We start from the raw sequence: 18,152 nt of genomic DNA, 5'->3' as shown, positions 1-18,152 counted from the left end.
TCGCAATCCGCCAATCGGTCGAGCCGTGTCGCGGAAGGTTCTTCAACCAGCCAACTCCCTGGAAGCCGGGGTATGAGGTGAGCGAAAGATGATGCAGCAATACAGGTCCAACTCCTACCTGTTCGGTGGCAATGCGCCGTATGTGGAGGAGATGTACGAGGCCTACCTCGACAACCCCGGATCCGTCCCGGACAACTGGCGCGCCTATTTCGACGCGCTGCAGCATGTGCCGGCGGTCGATGGCAGCGAGGCCCGCGATGTGGCCCATGCCCCGGTTATCGAATCTTTCGCCCAACGCGCCAAGGCCAATGCCTTCGCCAACAAGGCCAGCAGCGCCGACCTGGCCGTTGCGCGCAAGCAGGTCCATGTCCAGTCGCTGATCGCGGCCTACCGCTTCCTCGGCAACCGCTGGGCCGAACTGGACCCCCTCAAGCGCGCCGAACGCCCCAAGATTCCCGAGCTCGACCCCGCGTTCTACGACCTGACCGAGTCCGACATGGACATCTCGTTCAGCGCCGCGAACAGCTACTTCGGCGGCGAGACGATGACGCTGCGCCAGATCGTGCAGGCCCTGCGCGAGACCTACTGCGGCAGCATCGGTTCCGAATTCATGCACGGCTCCGACCCCGGCGAAAAGCGCTGGTGGCAGGAGCGCCTGGAGAAGGCGCGCGGCAAGCCCAGCTTCACGGCCGACGAGAAGAAGCACATCCTCGATCGCCTGACCGCGGCCGAGGGACTGGAGCGCTACCTCCACACCAAGTACGTCGGCCAGAAGCGCTTCTCGCTCGAAGGCGGCGAGAGCTTCATTGCCGCGATGGACGAGCTGATCCAGCGCGCCGGCGAGCGCGGCGTGCAGGAGATCGTCATCGGCATGGCCCACCGCGGCCGGCTGAACGTGCTGGTCAACACGCTGGGCAAGATGCCCGCCGACCTGTTCGCCGAGTTCGAGCACAAGGCCGCCGAGGATCTGCCGGCCGGCGACGTGAAATACCACCAGGGCTTTAGCTCCGACGTGTCCACCGCGGGCGGCCCGGTGCACCTGAGCCTGGCCTTCAACCCCTCCCATCTCGAAATCGTCAACCCGGTCGTCGAAGGCAGCGTGCGTGCCCGCCAGGACCGCCGTGGCGACAAGGCCGGCGCGCAGGTGCTGCCGGTGCTGGTGCACGGTGACGCGGCCTTCGGCGGCCAGGGCGTCGTGCAGGAGACGCTGGCGATGGCCCAGACCCGCGGCTACCGCACTGGCGGCACGGTCCACATCGTCATCAACAACCAGATCGGCTTCACCACCAGCGACCCGCGCGACCTGCGCTCCACCTGGTACTGCTCCGACGTCGTCAAGATGATCGAGGCTCCGGTGCTGCACGTGAACGGCGACGACCCCGAGGCCGTCGTCTGGGCCATGCAGCTGTGCATGGACTACCGCGCCGAGTTCAAGAAGGATGTCGTCATCGACATCGTCTGCTTCCGCAAGCTGGGCCACAACGAGCAGGACACGCCGGCCCTGACCCAGCCGCTGATGTACAAGAAGATCGCCGCCCACCCCGGCACGCGCAAGGTCTATGCCGACAAGCTGGTCGCGCAGACCGTGCTGGCGGCGGAGGGTCCCGACGAGATGGTCAAGGCCTACCGTGCCGCGATGGACGAGGGCCGCCACACCGTCGACCCGGTGCTGACCAACTTCAAGAGCAAGTTCGCCACCGACTGGTCGCCCTTCCTCGGCAAGAAGTGGACGGACAGCTGCGACACCGCCATTCCCGTGGCCGAGTGGAAGCGCCTGGGTGAGAAGCTGACGGCCATCCCCAAGGACTTCGCGGCCCACAACCTGGTGCAGAAGCTCTACGCCGACCGCGCCGCGATGGGCCGCGGCGAGGTCAACGTCGACTGGGGCATGGGTGAGAGCATGGCCTTCGCGTCCCTGGTGGCCAGCGGCTACCCGGTGCGCCTGTCCGGCGAGGACAGCGGCCGCGGCACCTTCACCCACCGCCACGCGGTCATGCATGACCAGAACCGCGCGAACTGGGACGAAGGCACCTACATCCCGCTGCAGAACGTCGCCGACGGCCAGGCGCCATTCACCGTCATCGACTCCATCCTGTCCGAAGAGGCGGTGCTGGGCTTCGAGTACGGCTACGCCGCCGCCGAGCCCAACACGCTGACCATCTGGGAAGCCCAGTTCGGCGACTTCGTCAACGGCGCCCAGGTCGTCATCGACCAGTTCATCGCCTCCGGCGAAGTGAAGTGGGGCCGCTCCAACGGCCTGACGATGATGCTGCCGCACGGCTATGAAGGCCAGGGCCCCGAGCACAGCTCGGCCCGCCTGGAGCGCTTCATGCAGCTGGCCGCGGACAACAACATGCAGATCGTGCAGCCTACCAATGCCGCGCAGATCTTCCACGTGCTGCGCCGCCAGATGCTGCGCATGTTCCGCAAGCCGCTGGTCATCATGACGCCCAAGAGCCTGCTGCGGGCCAAGGACGCGACCTCGCCGCTGTCGGACTTCACCAAGGGCGAGTTCAAGACCGTCATCGGCGAGCAGGACGAGGGCATCGTGGCCGACAAGGTCAAGCGCGTCGTCGTCTGCTCGGGCAAGGTCTATTACGACCTGGTGCGCAAGCGCGACGAGAAGAAGTCGCACGACGTGGCCATCGTGCGCGTCGAGCAGCTCTACCCCTTCCCGCACAAGGCCTTCGCGGCCGAGCTGAAGAAGTACCCGCACGTGACCGACATCGTCTGGTGCCAGGATGAACCGCAGAACCAGGGCGCCTGGTTCTTCGTGCAGCACTATGTGCACGAGAACATGGTCGAAGGCCAGAAGCTCGGCTACGCCGGCCGCCCGGCCAGCGCCAGCCCGGCCTGCGGCTACGCCCACCTGCACCAGGAGCAGCAGAAGGCCTTGCTTGACCAGGCCTTTGCCAAGCTCAAGGGCTTCATCCTCACCAAATAAGACCGCTCGCGCAGCGTCCTTCGCCGGCGCTGCGCGCGTTCGCGCCTGCACAACACAACCGAATAGAAGACACGGAGCCTCCCACCATGGCCATCGTTGACGTCAAAGTTCCCCAGTTCTCCGAATCCGTTTCCGAGGGCACCCTGCTGACCTGGAAGAAGAAGCCCGGCCAGGCCGTTGCCATCGACGAGATCCTCGTCGAGATCGAGACCGACAAGGTCGTGCTCGAAGTGCCCGCCCCCAGCGCCGGCGTGATGGCGCAGATCGTCAAGAGCGACGGCGAGACCGTCGTCAGCGAAGAACTGCTCGCCCGCATCGACACCGACGCGCAGCCGGGCGTGAGCCCGCTGGAAGTCAAGGCCGTGGCCCCCGCCGCGCCTGAGGCCGCCGCGGCGCCGGCCGCTGCCGCCGGCAAGGGCGATGTGGCCATGCCCGCCGCCGCCAAGATCCTGGCCGAGAAGGGCCTGGCCGCCACCGACGTCGCCGGCTCCGGCAAGGACGGCCGCGTGACCAAGGGCGATGCCCTGGCCGCCGGTGCCAAGCCCGCTGCCGTGGCCGCGCCTGTGGCCGTGGCCACCAATCCGGCCGTCGCCAAGCCCCTGCCGGCCGTGGCCGCGCCGGTGCAGCCCAGCCTCGGCGACCGCCCGGAGCAGCGCGTGCCCATGACCCGCCTGCGCGCCCGCATCGCCGAGCGCCTGGTGCAGTCGCAGTCCACCAACGCCATCCTGACCACCTTCAACGAGGTCAACATGGCACCGGTCATGGAGATGCGCAAGAAGTTCCAGGAGAAGTTCGAGAAGGAGCACGGCGTCAAGCTCGGCTTCATGAGCTTCTTCGTGAAGGCGGCCGTCGCGGCGCTGAAGAAGTACCCGATCATCAACGCCTCGGTCGATGGCAACGATATCGTCTACCACGGCTATTTCGACATCGGCATCGCCGTCGGCTCGCCGCGCGGCCTCGTCGTGCCGGTGCTGCGCAACGTCGACCAGATGAGCTTCGCCGACATCGAGAAGAAGATCGCCGAGTTCGGCGCCAAGGCCAAGGACGGCAAGCTCTCCATCGACGAGCTGACCGGCGGCACCTTCTCCATCTCCAACGGCGGCACCTTCGGCTCCATGCTGTCGACGCCCATCATCAACCCGCCTCAGTCGGCCATCCTGGGCGTGCACGCCACCAAGGATCGTGCCGTCGTCGAGAACGGCCAGATCGTCGTCCGCCCGATGAACTACCTGGCCATGTCCTATGACCACCGCATCATCGACGGTCGTGAAGCCGTGCTGGGCCTGGTGGCGATGAAGGACGCGCTGGAAGATCCGTCGCGCCTGCTGTTCGACATCTAAGAACAAGAAGGAACGTTCCGCATGAGCACCAAGCAATTCGACGTCGTCGTCATCGGCGGCGGCCCTGGCGGCTATATCGCGGCCATCCGCGCCGCCCAACTGGGTTTCAACACGGCCTGCATCGACGAGTGGAAGAACTCAGCGGGCGGCCCCGCCCCGGGCGGCACCTGCACCAATGTCGGCTGCATCCCGTCCAAGGCCCTGCTGCAGTCCAGCGAGCACTTCGAGCACGCCAGGCTGCACTTCGCCGACCATGGCATCAGCACCGGTGAGGTCGGCATGGACGTCGCCAAGATGCTGGGCCGCAAGGACGGCGTCGTGAAGCAGAACAACGACGGCATCCTCTATCTGTTCAAGAAGAACAAGGTCAGCTTCTTCCACGGCCGCGGCAGCTTCGTCGCCGCCAAGGATGGCGGCTACGAGCTGAAGGCCGGCGAGGAGAGCATCACCGCCAAGCACGTGATCATCGCCACTGGCTCCAATGCCAGGGCGCTTCCCGGGCTTGCATTTGACGAGGAGCTGGTGCTGTCCAACGACGGCGCGCTGCGCATCCCCGCCACGCCGAAGAAGCTGGGCGTCATCGGCTCCGGCGTCATCGGCCTGGAGCTGGGCTCGGTCTGGCGCCGCCTGGGCGCTGAGGTCGTCGTGCTGGAAGCCATGCCCAACTTCCTGCCCACCGTCGACGAAGGCGTGGCCAAGGAGGCCGCGAAGCTGTTCAAGAAGCAGGGCCTGGCCATCGAGCTTGGCGTCAAGATCGGCGAAGTGAAGACGAGCAAGAAGGGTGTCGTCGTCAACTACACCGACGCCAAGGGCGGCGAGCAGAAGCTGGAATGCGACAGGCTCATCGTCTCCATCGGCCGCGTGTCCAACACCATCGGCCTCAATGCCGAAGCCGTTGGGCTCAAGCTCGACGGCCGCGGTGCCATCGAGGTGGATGCCGACTGCAAGACCAACCTGCCCAATGTCTGGGCCGTGGGTGACGTCGTGCGCGGCCCCATGCTCGCGCACAAGGCCGAGGAGGAGGGCGTGGCGGTGGCGGAGCGCATCGCCGGCCAGCACGGCCACGTGGACTTCGACATCATCCCGTCGGTCATCTACACCAGCCCAGAGATCGCCCAGGTCGGCAAGACCGAGCAGCAGCTCAAGGCCGAAGGCCGTGGCTACAAGGCCGGCCAGTTCCCCTTCCTGGCCAACGGCCGCGCCCGCGCGCTGGGCGACACCTCGGGCTTCGTGAAGATCCTGGCCGACGCCACGACCGACGAGATCCTGGGCGTGCACATCATCGGCCCGATGGCCTCCGAGCTGATCGCCGAGGCCACGATGGCGATGGCCTTCAAGGCCTCCAGCGAGGACATCGCGCGCATCTGCCATGCCCACCCGTCGCTGTCCGAGTCGACGAAGGAGGCGGCCCTGGCCGTCGACAAGCGCACGCTGAACTTCTGATCGAGCAGCGCAAACAACAAGGGGCGGCCGAACAGTCGCCCCTTTTTTCGTGATGACCTCTCAGAATGACGTCCGTTAGCGACCTCTACCAGCAGACCCTCGCCGAGCGCGGCTTCAAGGCCGACGCGGCCCAGCTTCGCGCCGTTGCATCCCTGCAGCGGTGCCAGGACGAATGGGAAGCCTACAAGGCCCGCCGCGGCAACGCGGTGACCAAGCTGCTGGTGCGCCCACCCATCCCGCGTGGCGTCTACATGTATGGCGGCGTGGGGCGCGGCAAAAGCTTCCTGATGGACTGCTTCTTCCAGGCCGTTCCGCTGACACGCAAGACGCGCCTGCACTTCCACGAGTTCATGCGCGAGGTGCACCGTGAGCTCCAGGAACTCAAGGGCATCGCCGACCCGCTGGACGAACTCGGCAGGCGCATCGCGCGACGCTTCCGCCTGATCTGCTTCGACGAGTTCCACGTCGCCGACGTGACCGACGCGATGATCCTGCACCGCCTGCTGGACGCGCTGTTCCGCAACCGCGTGTCCATCGTCACGACGTCCAACTTCCACCCCGACGAGCTTTATCCCAACGGCCTGCACCGCGACCGCATCCTGCCGGCCATAGCGCTGCTGAAGGCCAATCTGGAAGTCATCAACGTCGATGCCGGCACCGACTACCGGCGCCGCACGCTGGAGGACATGAACCTCTACCTGACGCCGCTGAACGACGACACCGAGGCGGTGCTGACGCAGGCCTTCGAGTCCCTCGCCGAGGCCCAGGACGAGGACCGCAGGCTGATGATCGAGCACCGTGCGATCTATGCCCGGCGGCGCGCCGGTGGTGTCGTCTGGTTCGACTTTGCAACGCTTTGTGGCGGGCCGCGCTCGCAGAACGACTATCTGGAGCTGGCCAGCCAGTTCCACACCATCATCCTGTCCGAGGTGCCCGAGATGCCGGTGCGCCTGGCCAGCGAGGCGAGGCGCTTCACCTGGCTCGTGGACGTGCTCTACGACCGCCGCGTCAAGCTCATCATCTCGGCCGCCGTGCCGGCCGAGCAGCTCTACACCGAGGGCCCGCTGGCCCACGAGTTCCCGCGCACGGTGTCGCGCCTGCAGGAGATGCGCTCGGCCGAGTATCTGGCCCTGGCCCGCCGCGAGGTCGATACTTCGCTGACATGAGACCACCCCCTATGCGCTTCGCGCGCCCCCTCGAAGGGGGCGCTACCTGCGGTCCGGCAAAGCCGGCCCCGCGGTGGCCGCTGGAAGGGGCCACCTGCTGGCGCGGTGGCCTTCTGATCGGTTTTTCGCTGCTCGTCGGAGCCGCTGTTGCTCAGCCCGCCACTCGCGCCGAAGTCGCCACCCAGCGCGCGGCGATTGAGCAGCGCTTCGCGCGCGAGACGCAGGCCTGCGAGCAGCAGTTTGCTGTGGCCTCCTGCCTGGAAGAGGTGCGGGTACGTCGCCACGCGGCGCTGGAGCCCCTCGTCAGACGCGAGCATGAGCTGGCCGCCGACGAGCGCCGCGCGCGCGCCGCGGCTCAGGCCCTGCGCGTGCGCGAACGCGATGTCACGGCGGCCCAGGACGAAGGCCAGCGCCGCGAGCGCATCGTCGCTGCCCCGCCGCCGTCGGTGCCCGCCACGCCGGCCTCCCATGCGCCCCGGGCGCTGGGCGCCGACGAGGCGGCGCGCCAGCAGCAGCAGGCGCAGGCCAGGGCCGCGGCCGGCGCAGCCAGGCGCCGCGAGCAGCTGCAGGAGCGAGAGGAGCGCCAGCGGCAGCGCGTTGCCGAGCACGAGGTGCGCGAGAAGCGCAAGACCAGACCCGCGGCGGCGCTGCTGCCCCTGCCGGGGGCCTCCGGCGCGTCGGCGCCGCGCTGAGCCTCAGTCCAGCACTTCGACCTTGACGATGGCCAGCGACAGGTTGTCGCCGCCGCCCCGGGCGCGCTGGCGCGCCTTGCTGACCAGCAGTTCGGCCGCCTCGCGCGGCGGCAGGCTGAACAGCACGCTGCCCAGCTCCTGGGCGGTGAAGTAGTGCCAGAGCCCGTCGCTGCAGCACATCATCGTGTCGCCGACCTCCAGACCCTCGAAGCGCTCCGACGTCGACGTGGGGTCCTGCACGGTGCCCAGGCAGGCCGTCAGCAGATTGCTCTGCGGATGGGTGCTGGCCTCGGCCTCGGTCAACTGGCCCTCGTCGACCAGGCGCTGCACATAGGAGTGGTCCATCGTGCGCTTCACGAGGCGGGCGCCGCGGAACCAGTAGATGCGCGAGTCGCCGGAGTGGATCCAATGCATGCAGCGGTCGCTGGTGACGATGAAGCTGGCGATGGTGCTGTGCGGCTCCTCCTCGGCGGAGATGGCCGTCAGCTTGATCATCAGATGCGCTTCGGACGCGATCTGGCCGAGCAGCTCGGCGGGTGATTCGTCCTCGGGCGAGTAGCGCTCGAACAGCTGGCGCGCGGTCAGGATGACCTGGTCGGCCGCCTTGCGGCCCCCGCTCTTGCCGCCCATGCCGTCGGCCACGATGCCCATTACGCAGCCATCGATGCGGGGGTGGGCGATGACGGCCACCTGGTCCTGCTGGTAGGCCCGGTCCCCGCGATGGGTGCCGGTGGCGGCGTTGAGTCGGAATCCGGGGGCGGTGGGAGGCATGCCGAAAACTATACTGGGTCGTTCGCTTTGGCCCCAGCGCGCTCTGCCCTCGTAAACCCCCCCGATGGATGAACAACTTCACTCGCTGCCACGGCGGCTCATCGAGTTGCGCATCGAGCACGCCGACCTCGACGCGATGATCGATCGCCTGGCCGAGCAGTCGCCGGTGGACGAATTGGCCTTGCAGCGGCTCAAGAAGCGCCGCCTGGCGCTGCGCGACATGATTGCCCGGCTGGAAGCCACGACGGAGCCCGATGACCTCGCCTGAGATCGATGACTGGTTGGACCAGCTCGACCAGGCCATCCCTCCAACCCCGCCCGCCAGCGACGAACTCGAACAGGCCGTCGAGGCCGCCTTCGACTTCGATGGCCCGCTGGCGCGTCTGGACCCGGGCTACAAGCCGCGTGAGCCGCAGTTGCAGATGAGCCGGGCCGTGGCCCGCGCGCTGAGCCGCAGGCAGGCCCTGGTCGTCGAGGCCGGCACCGGCGTCGGCAAGACCTTCGCCTACCTCGTGCCGGCGCTGCTGGCCGGTAGCCGCGCCCTCATCAGCACCGCCACCAAGAGCCTGCAGGACCAGCTCTTCCTGCGCGACCTGCCGCGGTTGACGAAGGCGCTGAACACGCCCGTGCGGCTGGCGCTGCTGAAGGGCCGCGGCAGCTACCTCTGCCTGCACCGCATGAAGGAGGCGCGCGTGTCCGGCGAATTCCCGGACCGCCGCACCGCGCTGTCGCTGGCGCGCATCGAGCGCTGGGCGCTGGGCACGACGACGGGCGATTTCGCCGAGATCGACGGCCTGGACGAGCGCGCGCCCATCATCCCCATCGTCAGTTCCAGCCGCGAGAACTGCCTGGGCCAGGACTGCCCCGACTGGAAGGCCTGCTACGTCGTGAAGGCGCGGCGCGAGGCGATGGAGGCCGATGTCGTCGTCGTCAACCACCACCTCTTCTTCGCCGATGTGACGCTGCGCGACAGCGGCGTGGCGGAGCTGCTGCCCAGCGTCGAGATCGCGATCTTCGACGAGGCCCACCAGCTCGCCGAGGCCGGCGTGCAATTCCTCGGCACGCTGCTGGGCACGGCCGCGCTGATCGACTTCGCCCGCGACACGCTGGCCCAGGGCCTGGCCCATGCGCGTGGCGTGCATGACTGGCAGGCCCTGCATGCCGGCGTCGAGAAGGCTGCGCGCGAACTGCGCCTGGCCGCGGCCGGCCCGCTGGCCACCGCGGGCCGCGAGCTGCGCGGCACGCTCAAGCTCGGCTGGCGCGAGCGCGCGACCCAGCCGGCCTTCGCGGCGGCGCTGCTGGGCGTCGAGCAGGCCACGGCCGCCGCGCTGGAAGCGCTGACTGCCGTGCGCGAGGCCGCGCCCGATTTCGCGCGGCTGTGCGAGCGCGCCCAGGAACTGCGCGACCTGGCGAAGGTCTTCTCCGCCGAGCCCGATCCGGGCGACGTGCGTTGGATCGACATCAGCCCGCATTCGGCCCGCCTCGTCGAGTCGCCGCTGGACATCCGCGACGCGATGCAGCAGCAGCTCGAAGGACCGCCCAAGGCCTGGGTGTTCACGTCGGCCACGCTGGGCGACGACGAGGGCCTGACCTGGTTCACCGAGCCGGCCGGCCTGACCGGCGCCGAGGTGCTGCGAGTCGGCAGCCCTTTCGACTACCCGGCCCATGCGCGGCTCTATGTGCCGCGCGGCTTCCCCAAGCCGGCCGAGCCCAGCCACCCGGCCAGCGTCGCGCTGCTGGCTTCGCGCCTGGCAAGGGCGCTTGGCGGGCGCACCTTCGTGCTGACGACGACGCTGCGCAACCTGCAGACCGTGGCCGACGCACTGCGCGAGCGCTTCGAGGAGGGCGGCGATGCCATCGCCGTGCTGCAGCAGGGCGCGGCGCCCAAGCGCGTGCTGCTGCAGCGCTTCGTCGACAACCCGGCCTCGGTGCTGGTCGGCTCGGCCAGCTTCTGGGAGGGCATCGACGTGCCGGGCGATGCGCTGCAATGCGTCGTCATCGACAAGCTGCCCTTCCCGCCGCCCAACGACCCGCTGGTGGAGGCGCGCGTGAAGCGGCTGGAGGCCGATGGGCGCAATGCCTTCTCGGAATATTTCGTCGCCGAGGCGGCGATCGCGTTGAAGCAGGGCGCCGGGCGCCTGATCCGCACCGAGACCGACCGCGGCCTGCTGGTGGTGTGCGACCCGCGCATGGCGGGCATGAACTATGGTCGCCGGCTGCGCGCTGCGTTGCCGCCGATGACGCCGGTGGCCAACGAGGCCGAGGCGTTGGCATGGTTGCAGCGCCTCAATGAAGAACGGGCCTGACACGGAGCCCCTCGTCCAGTCTCGCCCCGCTGAACGCGGGCGCGTCTGACCGGTCTTGCAGACCGCGCAGCCGACGGAGCGGCTGCTCATCGGCAGGCACGGCGAGTCCACTGGACTCACCGTGTCCGGCCTCAGCCCCCGAGGGGACGAGGTTGCTCTCGGCATCGAGCCGCCAGCAGTCTCAGGTGGGCCGGCTTGGGAGCGGCCCGGCGCACGGCCCGGAACAAAAGAGAACGGGCCTTGCGGCCCGTTCGATTCAGCTCACCAGAACTTCCACCAGGGCTTCTTGCGCTTGCCGCCGTTGGAGGCGAACTCGCTGTCGGGGAAGTTCTTGTCCAGCACGCGGCGCGCGTCGTCGCGCAGTTGCGTCAGGCCGAGCTTGTCGTAGCTCTCGCCCATGATGTAGAGCGCTTCCTCGATGCCGGGCGCATGCTGGAACTCGGCCACGGCCGACTGCGCACGGTTGGCCGCGGCGACATAGGCCTTGCGGTTGTAGTAGTAGCGCGCCACATGGATCTCGTAGGCCGCCAGCGTGTTGGTGATGAAGTTCACCCGCGTCGTCGCCTCGGCGGCGTACTTGGAGTCGGGGAATTGCTCGATCAGCTGCCGGAAGGCGAGCAGGGCCTCGCGCGAGGCCTGCTGGTCACGTTCGGCGACGTCCTGGTTGGCCAGGCGGCCGAACAGGCCCAGGTCTTCGTTGAAGTTGACGATGCCCTTCATGTAGAGGGCGTAGTCCATCGCCGGGCTGGAGGGGTTGAGCTTGATGAAGCGGTCCAGCGTCGCGATCGCCTGCGCGCGCTCGCCGCTCTTGTAGTTGGCCCAGGCCAAGTCCAGCGTGGCCTGCTGGCCCATGACCGTGCCGGCGGCGCGGCCCTCGATCTTCTCGAGCGACTTGATGGCGCGGTCGTAGCTGCCGGAGTTCAGGTCGTCCTTGGCGTCTGCATACAATTTGTCGAGCGCCGCCTGGGAGTTCGGGTCGTCCTTGGACGTGGAACCGCAGCCGCTCAGGCCAAGCGCGGCGGCCATCATGAAGGTGCCCAGAAGGGCTCGGCCGGCCTTGAATTTCTCAACAAACATGTCTGAAGTCTGGGTGGCAGTGCCGGCCCGGTCACACTGAACAATGGTCGCGAAGTATAGGGCGGGGGGTCTCGACGACCCGGAAGACGAAGCCGGCGAAGTTGCGGCCGCCGAGAGCGCCGCCGAGAGGCGCGTGGCCGAGGTCGATGCCGCGGGCCATGGCGAGCGCCTGGACCGCTGGCTGACGGGCCTGGCGCCAGAGTTCTCGCGCAACCACCTGCAGTCGCTGATCGAGCGCGGCTGCGTGCTGGTGGACGGCCGGGCGCTGCAGAAGGCGGCCCACAAGCTGCGCGCCGGCCAGCGCGTCGAGATCGAGCTGCAGCCCACCGACGAGAGCCGCGCCTTCCGCGCCGAGCCGATGGCGCTTGACCTGGCCTTCGAGGACGAGCACCTGCTGGTCGTCAACAAGCCGGCCGGCCTGGTCGTGCATCCGGCGCCGGGCAACTGGTCGGGCACGCTGATGAACGGCCTGCTGGCCCATCACCCGGCCGCGGCCAGCCTGCCGCGTGCCGGCATCGTGCACCGCCTGGACAAGGACACCAGCGGCCTGATGGTCGTCGGCAAGACGCTGGAGGCCGTGACCGCGCTGACGCGCCAGATCGCTGCGCGCGAGGTGCACCGCGAATACCTGGCCCTGGCCTGGGGCCGGGTCGAGGAGGCTTTCGTCGTCGAGAAGGCGATGCGCCGCGACCCGGTGTCGCGCGTGAAGATGGCGGTGGCGCCCGCAAACCTCGGCAAGCCGGCGCGCACCGACGTCTTCCCGCTCGGTGTGGGCGATGTGCAGGGGCGGCCGGTCAGCGCGGTGCACTGCGTGCTGCACACCGGCCGCACCCATCAGATCCGTGTGCACCTGATGCACAGCGGCCACCCGTTGCTGGCTGATGCGCTGTATGGTGGCGCACCGGCGCTCGGGCTGTCGCGCCAGGCCCTGCACGCAGCGCGCCTGGGCTTCACGCATCCGATCACCGGCGCGGCCATCACGCTGGTCGCCGCGCTGCCCGCCGACCTGGCCTCGGCCTGGGCGGGGATCGGTGCCGCCGACCTGCCCGGCTGAGCGGCTACAATGCGCGCAGGTTGTCGTGCCTGAGCGCTGCATCAAATGGATGCAGCCCGTTGCGGGATCGCAGTCCACCCGGAAGCCGCCGACCGAATCCGCTGGCACGCCCGGCCGCATGTTGGCCAGGACCGCGCCCGGTGCAAGACCCGCCCCAGCCGCTTGATGAGCGCTTGATGAGCGCCCAGGCCCCGGGGCCAACGCCAGAGCTCTGCCCATTGAGGGTGCGAAGTTGAGTTCATGAATACCCAGGATGCCAAGCGCGTCCTCGAGACCGCGCTGATTTGTGCCTCGCAGCCGCTGACGCTGCGCGAGATGCGCAGCCTGTTCGCCGACGAGCTCGGCGCCGACAGCCTGCGCGGCCTGCTCGACGAGCTGAGCCGCGATTGGGACGGTCGCGGCGTCGAGCTGGTCGCGCTGGCCTCGGGCTGGCGCTTCCAGAGCCGGCCCGAACTGCGCGAATACCTCGACCGGCTGCACCCCGAGAAACCGCCGCGCTACTCGCGCGCGGTGCTGGAGACGCTGGCCATCATTGCCTACCGGCAGCCGGTCACGCGCGGCGACATCGAGGACATCCGCGGCGTCGTCGTCGCGAGCCAGATCGTCAAGCAGCTCGAGGACCGCGGCTGGATCGAGGCCATCGGCCACCGCGAGACACCGGGCCGGCCGGCGCTCTACGCGACGACCAAGGCCTTCCTCGACGATCTGGGCCTGGCCAGCCTGGAGCAACTGCCTGCGCTTGAAGTCGGCAGCGAGCCCCCGGCCTTCGAGGCATTGCAGGGCCAGCTGCTCGACGCCCCCGACGACGCGCCCGCCGAGGCTCCCGTCGCGGCAGCGGCCACCGAGGTGGCCGCCACGCAAAGCCTGTTCGGCGCGGACGGCACGCCCGCGCTCCCCCCATCCGATCCCAGCGATACGCCCCCACAACCCCAGCCCCAATCCGCATGAACGACGCCGCCGATCAAGACAAGCCCCTGCCTCCCGCCGTTGACGCCGAGGCGCCCGCCGCGCCCAAGCGCCGCCGCACGACGGCCAAGGCGGCCGCCGAGGCTGCACCCGAGCCGACCGAGGCTACCGAAGTGGCCGCGCCCGTGAAGCGGACGCGCCGCAAGACCGCCGAGGTGGTCGCCGGCGAAGCTGCCGCCGCTCCCGAGGCGGTGCCGGCCGAGGACGCGCCGGCCCCGGCCCGCAAGCGCGCGCCGCGCAAGACGGCGGTCGAGGCCGCCGATGCAGCACCGGCGCCGGTTGCCGAAGCGCCCGCGCCCGTCGCGCCGCTCGCCGCTGCCATCTTCACGCTCGCCGACGAGGCGCCCGCGCAGCAGGATGGCGATGCGAGCGAAGGCGGGGAGGGTGAAGGCGACGCGGGCGGGGATGACGAACGGGGTGGCCGTCGCAATCGCCGGCGCAATCGCAAGGAGCGCGGCGAGCGCCAGGGCGACGCGCAGCAGGCGGTTGGTGCCGGCGATCCGCCCGGCACGGTGGCGGCGCCCGAACTGGTCGAGGCCGCGGGGGCGCGCTTTGCCGATGTGCTGTCGGGCAGCCTGGATGCCGAATCCGAGGGGCCGGCCGGCGAGCCGCCCCAGCTGAGGCCCGAGCCGGTGGCCGCCGAGGGCGATGAGGCCGAAGGCGAGGGCAAGCGCGTGCTGGCCGCCGACGTCGATGCACCCAAGCTGCAGAAGGTGCTGGCCCAGGCCGGCGTCGGCTCGCGCCGCGACATCGAGGACTGGATCGCCGAAGGCAAGATCGAGGTCAACGGCGAGGTGGCCCATGTCGGCCAGCGCATCTCCTTCGGCGACCGCGTGCGGGTCAATGGCAAGGAGGTGCGCGTGCGCATCTCGCCGCCCAACCCGCGCATCCTGGCCTATCACAAGCCCACAGGTGAGGTGTCCACCTTCAACGACCCCGAGGGTCGCCCGACCGTCTTCCGCACGTTGCCGCGCGTGCAGGGCCAGAAGTGGCAGTCCGTCGGCCGTCTGGACATCAACACCGAGGGCCTGCTGCTGTTCACGAACTCCGGCGAGCTGGCCAACCAGCTGATGCACCCGCGCTTCGGCGTCGAGCGCGAGTACGCGGCCCGCGTGCTGGGCTCGCTGAGCGACGAGCAGCGCGCCAGGCTGCTGGAGGGCGTCAACGTCGACGGCCAGACGGCGTCCTTCAAGAGCATCGAGGACGGCGGCGGCGAGGGCGCCAACCGCTGGTACCGCGTCGTCATCACCGAAGGCCGCAACCGCGAGGTGCGCAAGCTCTTCGAGGCGGTCGGCATGGTGGTCAGCCGCCTGATCCGCATCCGCTACGGCACCGTCGTGCTGCCGCGCGGCCTCAAGCGCGGCGTCTGGGTCGAGCTGGGCGACGACGACGTGCGTGTCATCCGCCGCCTGGCCGGTCACACCTCGAACGGCGGCCAGAGCCAGGGCCAGCAGTCGCAGCAACAGGGCGGCAAGCCGAAGGACCGCAACAACCGCCGCGCCGACGGCCGCCAGGCCGGCGTCGGCCCGCGCCCGAGCCGTCCGCCCGAGCCGCAGCAGCCGCGCCCGCCGCGCGAGGAGCGCGTGCAGCGTCGCGACGACGATGAGGACGACGACGACTTCATCCCGCACCACATCAACCCGCTGGAGCAGACCTTCGATCGCCGCCATGCGACCGGCGGCAAGCGCGGCATCCCGCAGGGCTTCGGCGCGGGCGGCAGCCAGCAGGCCAATCAAAAGCCCGGCAAGGGTGGCGGCAACAAGGGCGGCCCGCGCGAGCCCGATCCGATGCAGACCTCCATGGGCTATATCGGCGGCGACGCCTATCTGCGCCGCGGCGGCGGTGGTGGCGGCGGCAACCGGGGTGGCAAGGGCGGCGGCGGTGGCCGTTCTGGCGGCGGCTTCGGCGGCCGGCATCGCTGATGGCAGCGGGGTGACCTGATTAGGGTCATCCCTGCCCGCTACAATCGCAGGCTTTGTCCAGTACGCCCCCATCAGGAGAACACCATGGCGATCGAAACCACCCTGTCCATCATCAAGCCCGATGCCGTGGCGAAGAACGTCATCGGCCAGATCTACGCCCGCTTCGAAGCTGCCGGCCTGAAGGTCGTGGCCGCCAAGATGGTCCACCTGTCGCGCGTCGAGGCCGAGCAGTTCTACGCCGTCCACAAGGCCCGCCCCTTCTTCAACGACCTGGTCAACTTCATGATCAGCGGCCCGGTGATGATCCAGGCCCTGCAGGGCGAAGGCGCCATCCTGAAGAACCGCGACCTGATGGGCGCCACCGACCCGAAGAAGGCCGAGAAGGGCACCATCCGCGCCGACTTCGCCGACAGCATCGACGCCAACGCGGTGCACGGCTCCGACGCCGCCGAGACGGCCGCCGTCGAAGTGGCCTTCTTCTTCCCAGGCATGAACGTCTACTCGGGTCGCTGATCCCACAACGGGGTCGGTGACCCCGACCCAGAAAGTTCGTATGGACGCGGTCAACCTGCTCGGTTTCGATCTGCCAGGCCTGGCCGCCTACTGCGAGCAACTGGGCGAGAAGAAATTCCGTGCGACCCAGCTGTTCCGCTGGATCCACCAGAAGGGCGCGTTGGACTTCGAACAGATGTCCGATCTCGCCAAGTCGCTGCGCGAGAAGCTCGGCGGCCGTGCCTTCATCCGCGGCCTGGACGTCATCTCCGAGCATGTCTCGGCGGACGGCACCGTCAAGTGGCTGTTCGATGTCGGTGCCGGCAATGCGGTCGAGGCCGTCTTCATTCCCGAGGACGACCGCGGCACGCTGTGCATCTCCAGCCAGGCGGGCTGCGCGGTCGGCTGCCGCTTCTGCTCGACCGGCCACCAGGGCTTCAGCCGCAATCTGACGACGGCCGAGATCGTCGCCCAGCTGTGGTTCGCCGAGCATTCGCTGCGCAAGCGCCAGAACACCGATGAACGCATCATCTCCAACGTCGTGATGATGGGCATGGGCGAGCCGCTGCAGAACTACGACCAGCTCGTGCCGGCGCTCAGGACCATGCTGGACGACCACGGCTATGGCCTCAGCCGCCGTCGCGTCACCGTGTCGACCTCCGGCGTCGTGCCGATGATCGACCGCCTGCGCGAGGACTGCCCGGTCGCGCTGGCCGTCAGCCTGCACGCACCGACCGACCCGCTGCGCGACCAGCTCGTGCCGCTGAACAAGAAATACCCCATCGCCGAGTTGCTGGACGCCTGCAACCGCTACCTCGAGAAGGCGCCGCGCGACTTCATCACCTTCGAGTACTGCATGCTGCAGGAGGTGAACGACTCTCCCGAGCAGGCTCGCGAGCTGGTGCGCCTGGTAAAGAATCGTGTTAACTGCAAGATCAACCTGATCCCGTTCAATCCCTTCCCGGCCTCGGGCCTGACGCGCAGCACGAATGCGCGCGTGCAGGCCTTCGCCGAGGTGTTGATTCAGTCCGGCATCGTGACGACGGTGCGCAAGACGCGCGGCGACGACATCGACGCCGCCTGCGGCCAGTTGGCCGGCGAGGTGCAGGACCGGACCCGCGCGCATATCCGCATGGTCAGGGCCCCCGTGAACGTGGCCAAATCCGCAGGATGACCACCGCCGAGACATTGATGAAGCGACTGCTGCCCGTCCTGGTATCCGTGCTGCTCGCCGCCTGCGCCAACACGGGCACGCCCCCGGGCGCCGACCGCGAGATCAAGACCGACTCCGACCAGACCGACGCCGACCGCAGCGCCGGCATCCATCTGGAACTGGCCCAGGGCTATTTCTCGCGCGGCCAGTTCAACACTGCGCTGGACGAGCTCAAGCTCGCGCTGCAGGCCAAGCCCGACTTGCGCCAGGCCGTGAACCTGCGCGGCCTGGTCTACGCCGCGATGGGCGAGAACCAGCTCGCCGAGGAGGCCTTCCGCCGCGCGCTGGCCGTCTACCCCAACGACCCGGACACGCTGCACAACTATGGCTGGTTCATGTGCCAGCAGCAGCGCTGGCCCACGGCCGACTCGCTATTCGACCAGGCCCTGGCGCAGCCGAGCTACCGCGCCCCGGCGCGCACGCTGCTGGCCAAGGGTGTCTGCGAGGCACGCTCGGGCCGCATGCTGGTGGCCGAGAAGACACTGGCCCGCGCCTTCGAGCTCGATGCCGGCAACCCGGCCATCGCGGTCAACCTGGCCGAGGTGCTGTTCCGCAACAACGAGTCGGAGCGGGCGCGTTTCTATGTGAAACGGGTCAACGAGCAGCCCGAGCAGGTCAATGCGCAGAGCCTGTGGCTGCAGCTGCGCATCGAGCGCCGGCTCGGCAACACCGGCACCGTCGACGAGCTCGCCCTGCAGTTGCGCCGCAAGTACCCCCAGGCGCCCGAGACCCAGGCGCTGGACGCCGGTCGCTACGACTGACAGCC

Annotated in this window: 14 protein-coding genes and 1 pseudogene; 13 read left to right on the top strand and 2 right to left on the bottom strand. The window is 69.0% G+C overall.

Annotation, left to right across the window (positions count from 1 at the left end):
- Positions 1 to 88: 88 nt before the first annotated feature.
- From EV671_RS18345 to EV671_RS18325, 5 genes are all read left to right on the top strand, one after another.
- Positions 89 to 2,944 (top strand): 2-oxoglutarate dehydrogenase E1 component, encoded by a 2,856-nt coding sequence (locus tag EV671_RS18345; protein ID WP_132574396.1) that lies wholly within the window; start codon positions 89 to 91, stop codon positions 2,942 to 2,944.
- 86 nt (positions 2,945 to 3,030) lie between these two features.
- Positions 3,031 to 4,284: a 2-oxoglutarate dehydrogenase complex dihydrolipoyllysine-residue succinyltransferase gene (gene odhB / locus EV671_RS18340; RefSeq protein ID WP_132574394.1), complete on the top strand. Its 1,254-nt coding sequence runs from the start codon at positions 3,031 to 3,033 to the stop codon at positions 4,282 to 4,284.
- Positions 4,285 to 4,305: 21 nt separating this feature from the next.
- Complete coding sequence (gene lpdA / locus EV671_RS18335; RefSeq protein WP_132574392.1) at positions 4,306 to 5,727, top strand: dihydrolipoyl dehydrogenase; 1,422 nt, start codon at positions 4,306 to 4,308, stop codon at positions 5,725 to 5,727.
- Positions 5,728 to 5,792: 65 nt separating this feature from the next.
- Positions 5,793 to 6,893, top strand: coding sequence for a cell division protein ZapE (gene zapE / locus EV671_RS18330; protein WP_132574390.1), 1,101 nt, complete (start codon positions 5,793 to 5,795; stop codon positions 6,891 to 6,893).
- A 245-nt stretch (positions 6,894 to 7,138) separates the two neighbouring features.
- Positions 7,139 to 7,585, top strand: a complete 447-nt coding sequence (locus EV671_RS18325; protein ID WP_132574388.1) for a hypothetical protein — start codon at positions 7,139 to 7,141, stop codon at positions 7,583 to 7,585.
- A 3-nt stretch (positions 7,586 to 7,588) separates the two neighbouring features.
- Here EV671_RS18325 and EV671_RS18320 read toward each other — a convergent pair whose 3' ends face one another.
- On the bottom strand, positions 7,589 to 8,356 hold the full coding sequence (locus EV671_RS18320) for a PP2C family protein-serine/threonine phosphatase (RefSeq protein WP_132574386.1): 768 nt from the start codon (positions 8,354 to 8,356) through the stop codon (positions 7,589 to 7,591).
- Between the two features lie 64 nt (positions 8,357 to 8,420).
- Between EV671_RS18320 and EV671_RS18315 the strand changes: the two genes are divergently transcribed.
- Positions 8,421 to 8,624: a YdcH family protein gene (locus EV671_RS18315; RefSeq protein ID WP_132574384.1), complete on the top strand. Its 204-nt coding sequence runs from the start codon at positions 8,421 to 8,423 to the stop codon at positions 8,622 to 8,624.
- On the top strand, positions 8,611 to 10,662 hold the full coding sequence (yoaA, locus tag EV671_RS18310) for a DNA repair helicase YoaA (RefSeq protein WP_132574382.1): 2,052 nt from the start codon (positions 8,611 to 8,613) through the stop codon (positions 10,660 to 10,662). Before EV671_RS18315 ends, yoaA begins: the two co-directional genes overlap by 14 nt.
- Before the next feature lie 261 nt (positions 10,663 to 10,923).
- Here the strand turns inward: yoaA and EV671_RS18305 are convergent, their stop codons facing one another.
- Complete coding sequence (locus EV671_RS18305; protein ID WP_415840444.1) at positions 10,924 to 11,739, bottom strand: outer membrane protein assembly factor BamD; 816 nt, start codon at positions 11,737 to 11,739, stop codon at positions 10,924 to 10,926.
- A gap of 43 nt (positions 11,740 to 11,782) precedes the next feature.
- On the opposite strand from EV671_RS18305, the gene EV671_RS18300 reads away from it, so the two are divergent.
- The 6 genes and pseudogenes from EV671_RS18300 (at position 11,783) to pilW (ending at position 18,147) form a co-directional block, all read left to right on the top strand.
- Entirely contained in the window at positions 11,783 to 12,793 is a 1,011-nt protein-coding gene (locus EV671_RS18300; RefSeq protein ID WP_132574380.1) for an RluA family pseudouridine synthase, read from the top strand.
- A gap of 240 nt (positions 12,794 to 13,033) precedes the next feature.
- Positions 13,034 to 13,738 (top strand): annotated as a pseudogene (gene scpB / locus EV671_RS18295) (SMC-Scp complex subunit ScpB); the annotation flags it as partial.
- Positions 13,738 to 15,681: a pseudouridine synthase gene (locus EV671_RS18290; protein ID WP_132574376.1), complete on the top strand. Its 1,944-nt coding sequence runs from the start codon at positions 13,738 to 13,740 to the stop codon at positions 15,679 to 15,681. The pseudogene scpB and the gene EV671_RS18290, both read left to right, overlap by 1 nt.
- An 84-nt stretch (positions 15,682 to 15,765) precedes the next feature.
- Entirely contained in the window at positions 15,766 to 16,194 is a 429-nt protein-coding gene (ndk, locus tag EV671_RS18285; RefSeq protein ID WP_132574374.1) for a nucleoside-diphosphate kinase, read from the top strand.
- Between the two features lie 40 nt (positions 16,195 to 16,234).
- Positions 16,235 to 17,347: a dual-specificity RNA methyltransferase RlmN gene (gene rlmN, locus EV671_RS18280; RefSeq protein WP_132574372.1), complete on the top strand. Its 1,113-nt coding sequence runs from the start codon at positions 16,235 to 16,237 to the stop codon at positions 17,345 to 17,347.
- Between the two features lie 17 nt (positions 17,348 to 17,364).
- Entirely contained in the window at positions 17,365 to 18,147 is a 783-nt protein-coding gene (gene pilW / locus EV671_RS18275) for a type IV pilus biogenesis/stability protein PilW (protein WP_165917634.1), read from the top strand.
- The last annotated feature ends 5 nt before the right edge of the window (positions 18,148 to 18,152 follow it).

Origin of the sequence: Roseateles saccharophilus, assembly GCF_004342485.1 — a bacterium.
GTDB classification, from domain to species: Bacteria; Pseudomonadota; Gammaproteobacteria; order Burkholderiales; family Burkholderiaceae_C; genus Pelomonas; species Pelomonas saccharophila.
The sequence above is the reverse complement of the archived record's forward strand: the minus strand, read 5'-3'. Positions and strand labels throughout refer to the sequence as shown.

Coding starts and splice junctions, on each gene's coding strand:
- zapE (WP_132574390.1), top strand. CDS start 5,793: ATGACGTCCGTTAGCGACCTCTACCAGCAGACCCTCGCCGAGCGCGGC.
- EV671_RS18290 (WP_132574376.1), top strand. CDS start 13,738: ATGAACGACGCCGCCGATCAAGACAAGCCCCTGCCTCCCGCCGTTGAC.
- pilW (WP_165917634.1), top strand. CDS start 17,365: ATGAAGCGACTGCTGCCCGTCCTGGTATCCGTGCTGCTCGCCGCCTGC.
- EV671_RS18315 (WP_132574384.1), top strand. CDS start 8,421: ATGGATGAACAACTTCACTCGCTGCCACGGCGGCTCATCGAGTTGCGC.
- EV671_RS18345 (WP_132574396.1), top strand. CDS start 89: ATGATGCAGCAATACAGGTCCAACTCCTACCTGTTCGGTGGCAATGCG.
- rlmN (WP_132574372.1), top strand. CDS start 16,235: ATGGACGCGGTCAACCTGCTCGGTTTCGATCTGCCAGGCCTGGCCGCC.
- odhB (WP_132574394.1), top strand. CDS start 3,031: ATGGCCATCGTTGACGTCAAAGTTCCCCAGTTCTCCGAATCCGTTTCC.
- EV671_RS18320 (WP_132574386.1), bottom strand. CDS start 8,356: ATGCCTCCCACCGCCCCCGGATTCCGACTCAACGCCGCCACCGGCACC.
- lpdA (WP_132574392.1), top strand. CDS start 4,306: ATGAGCACCAAGCAATTCGACGTCGTCGTCATCGGCGGCGGCCCTGGC.
- yoaA (WP_132574382.1), top strand. CDS start 8,611: ATGACCTCGCCTGAGATCGATGACTGGTTGGACCAGCTCGACCAGGCC.
- EV671_RS18300 (WP_132574380.1), top strand. CDS start 11,783: ATGGTCGCGAAGTATAGGGCGGGGGGTCTCGACGACCCGGAAGACGAA.
- ndk (WP_132574374.1), top strand. CDS start 15,766: ATGGCGATCGAAACCACCCTGTCCATCATCAAGCCCGATGCCGTGGCG.
- EV671_RS18305 (WP_415840444.1), bottom strand. CDS start 11,739: ATGTTTGTTGAGAAATTCAAGGCCGGCCGAGCCCTTCTGGGCACCTTC.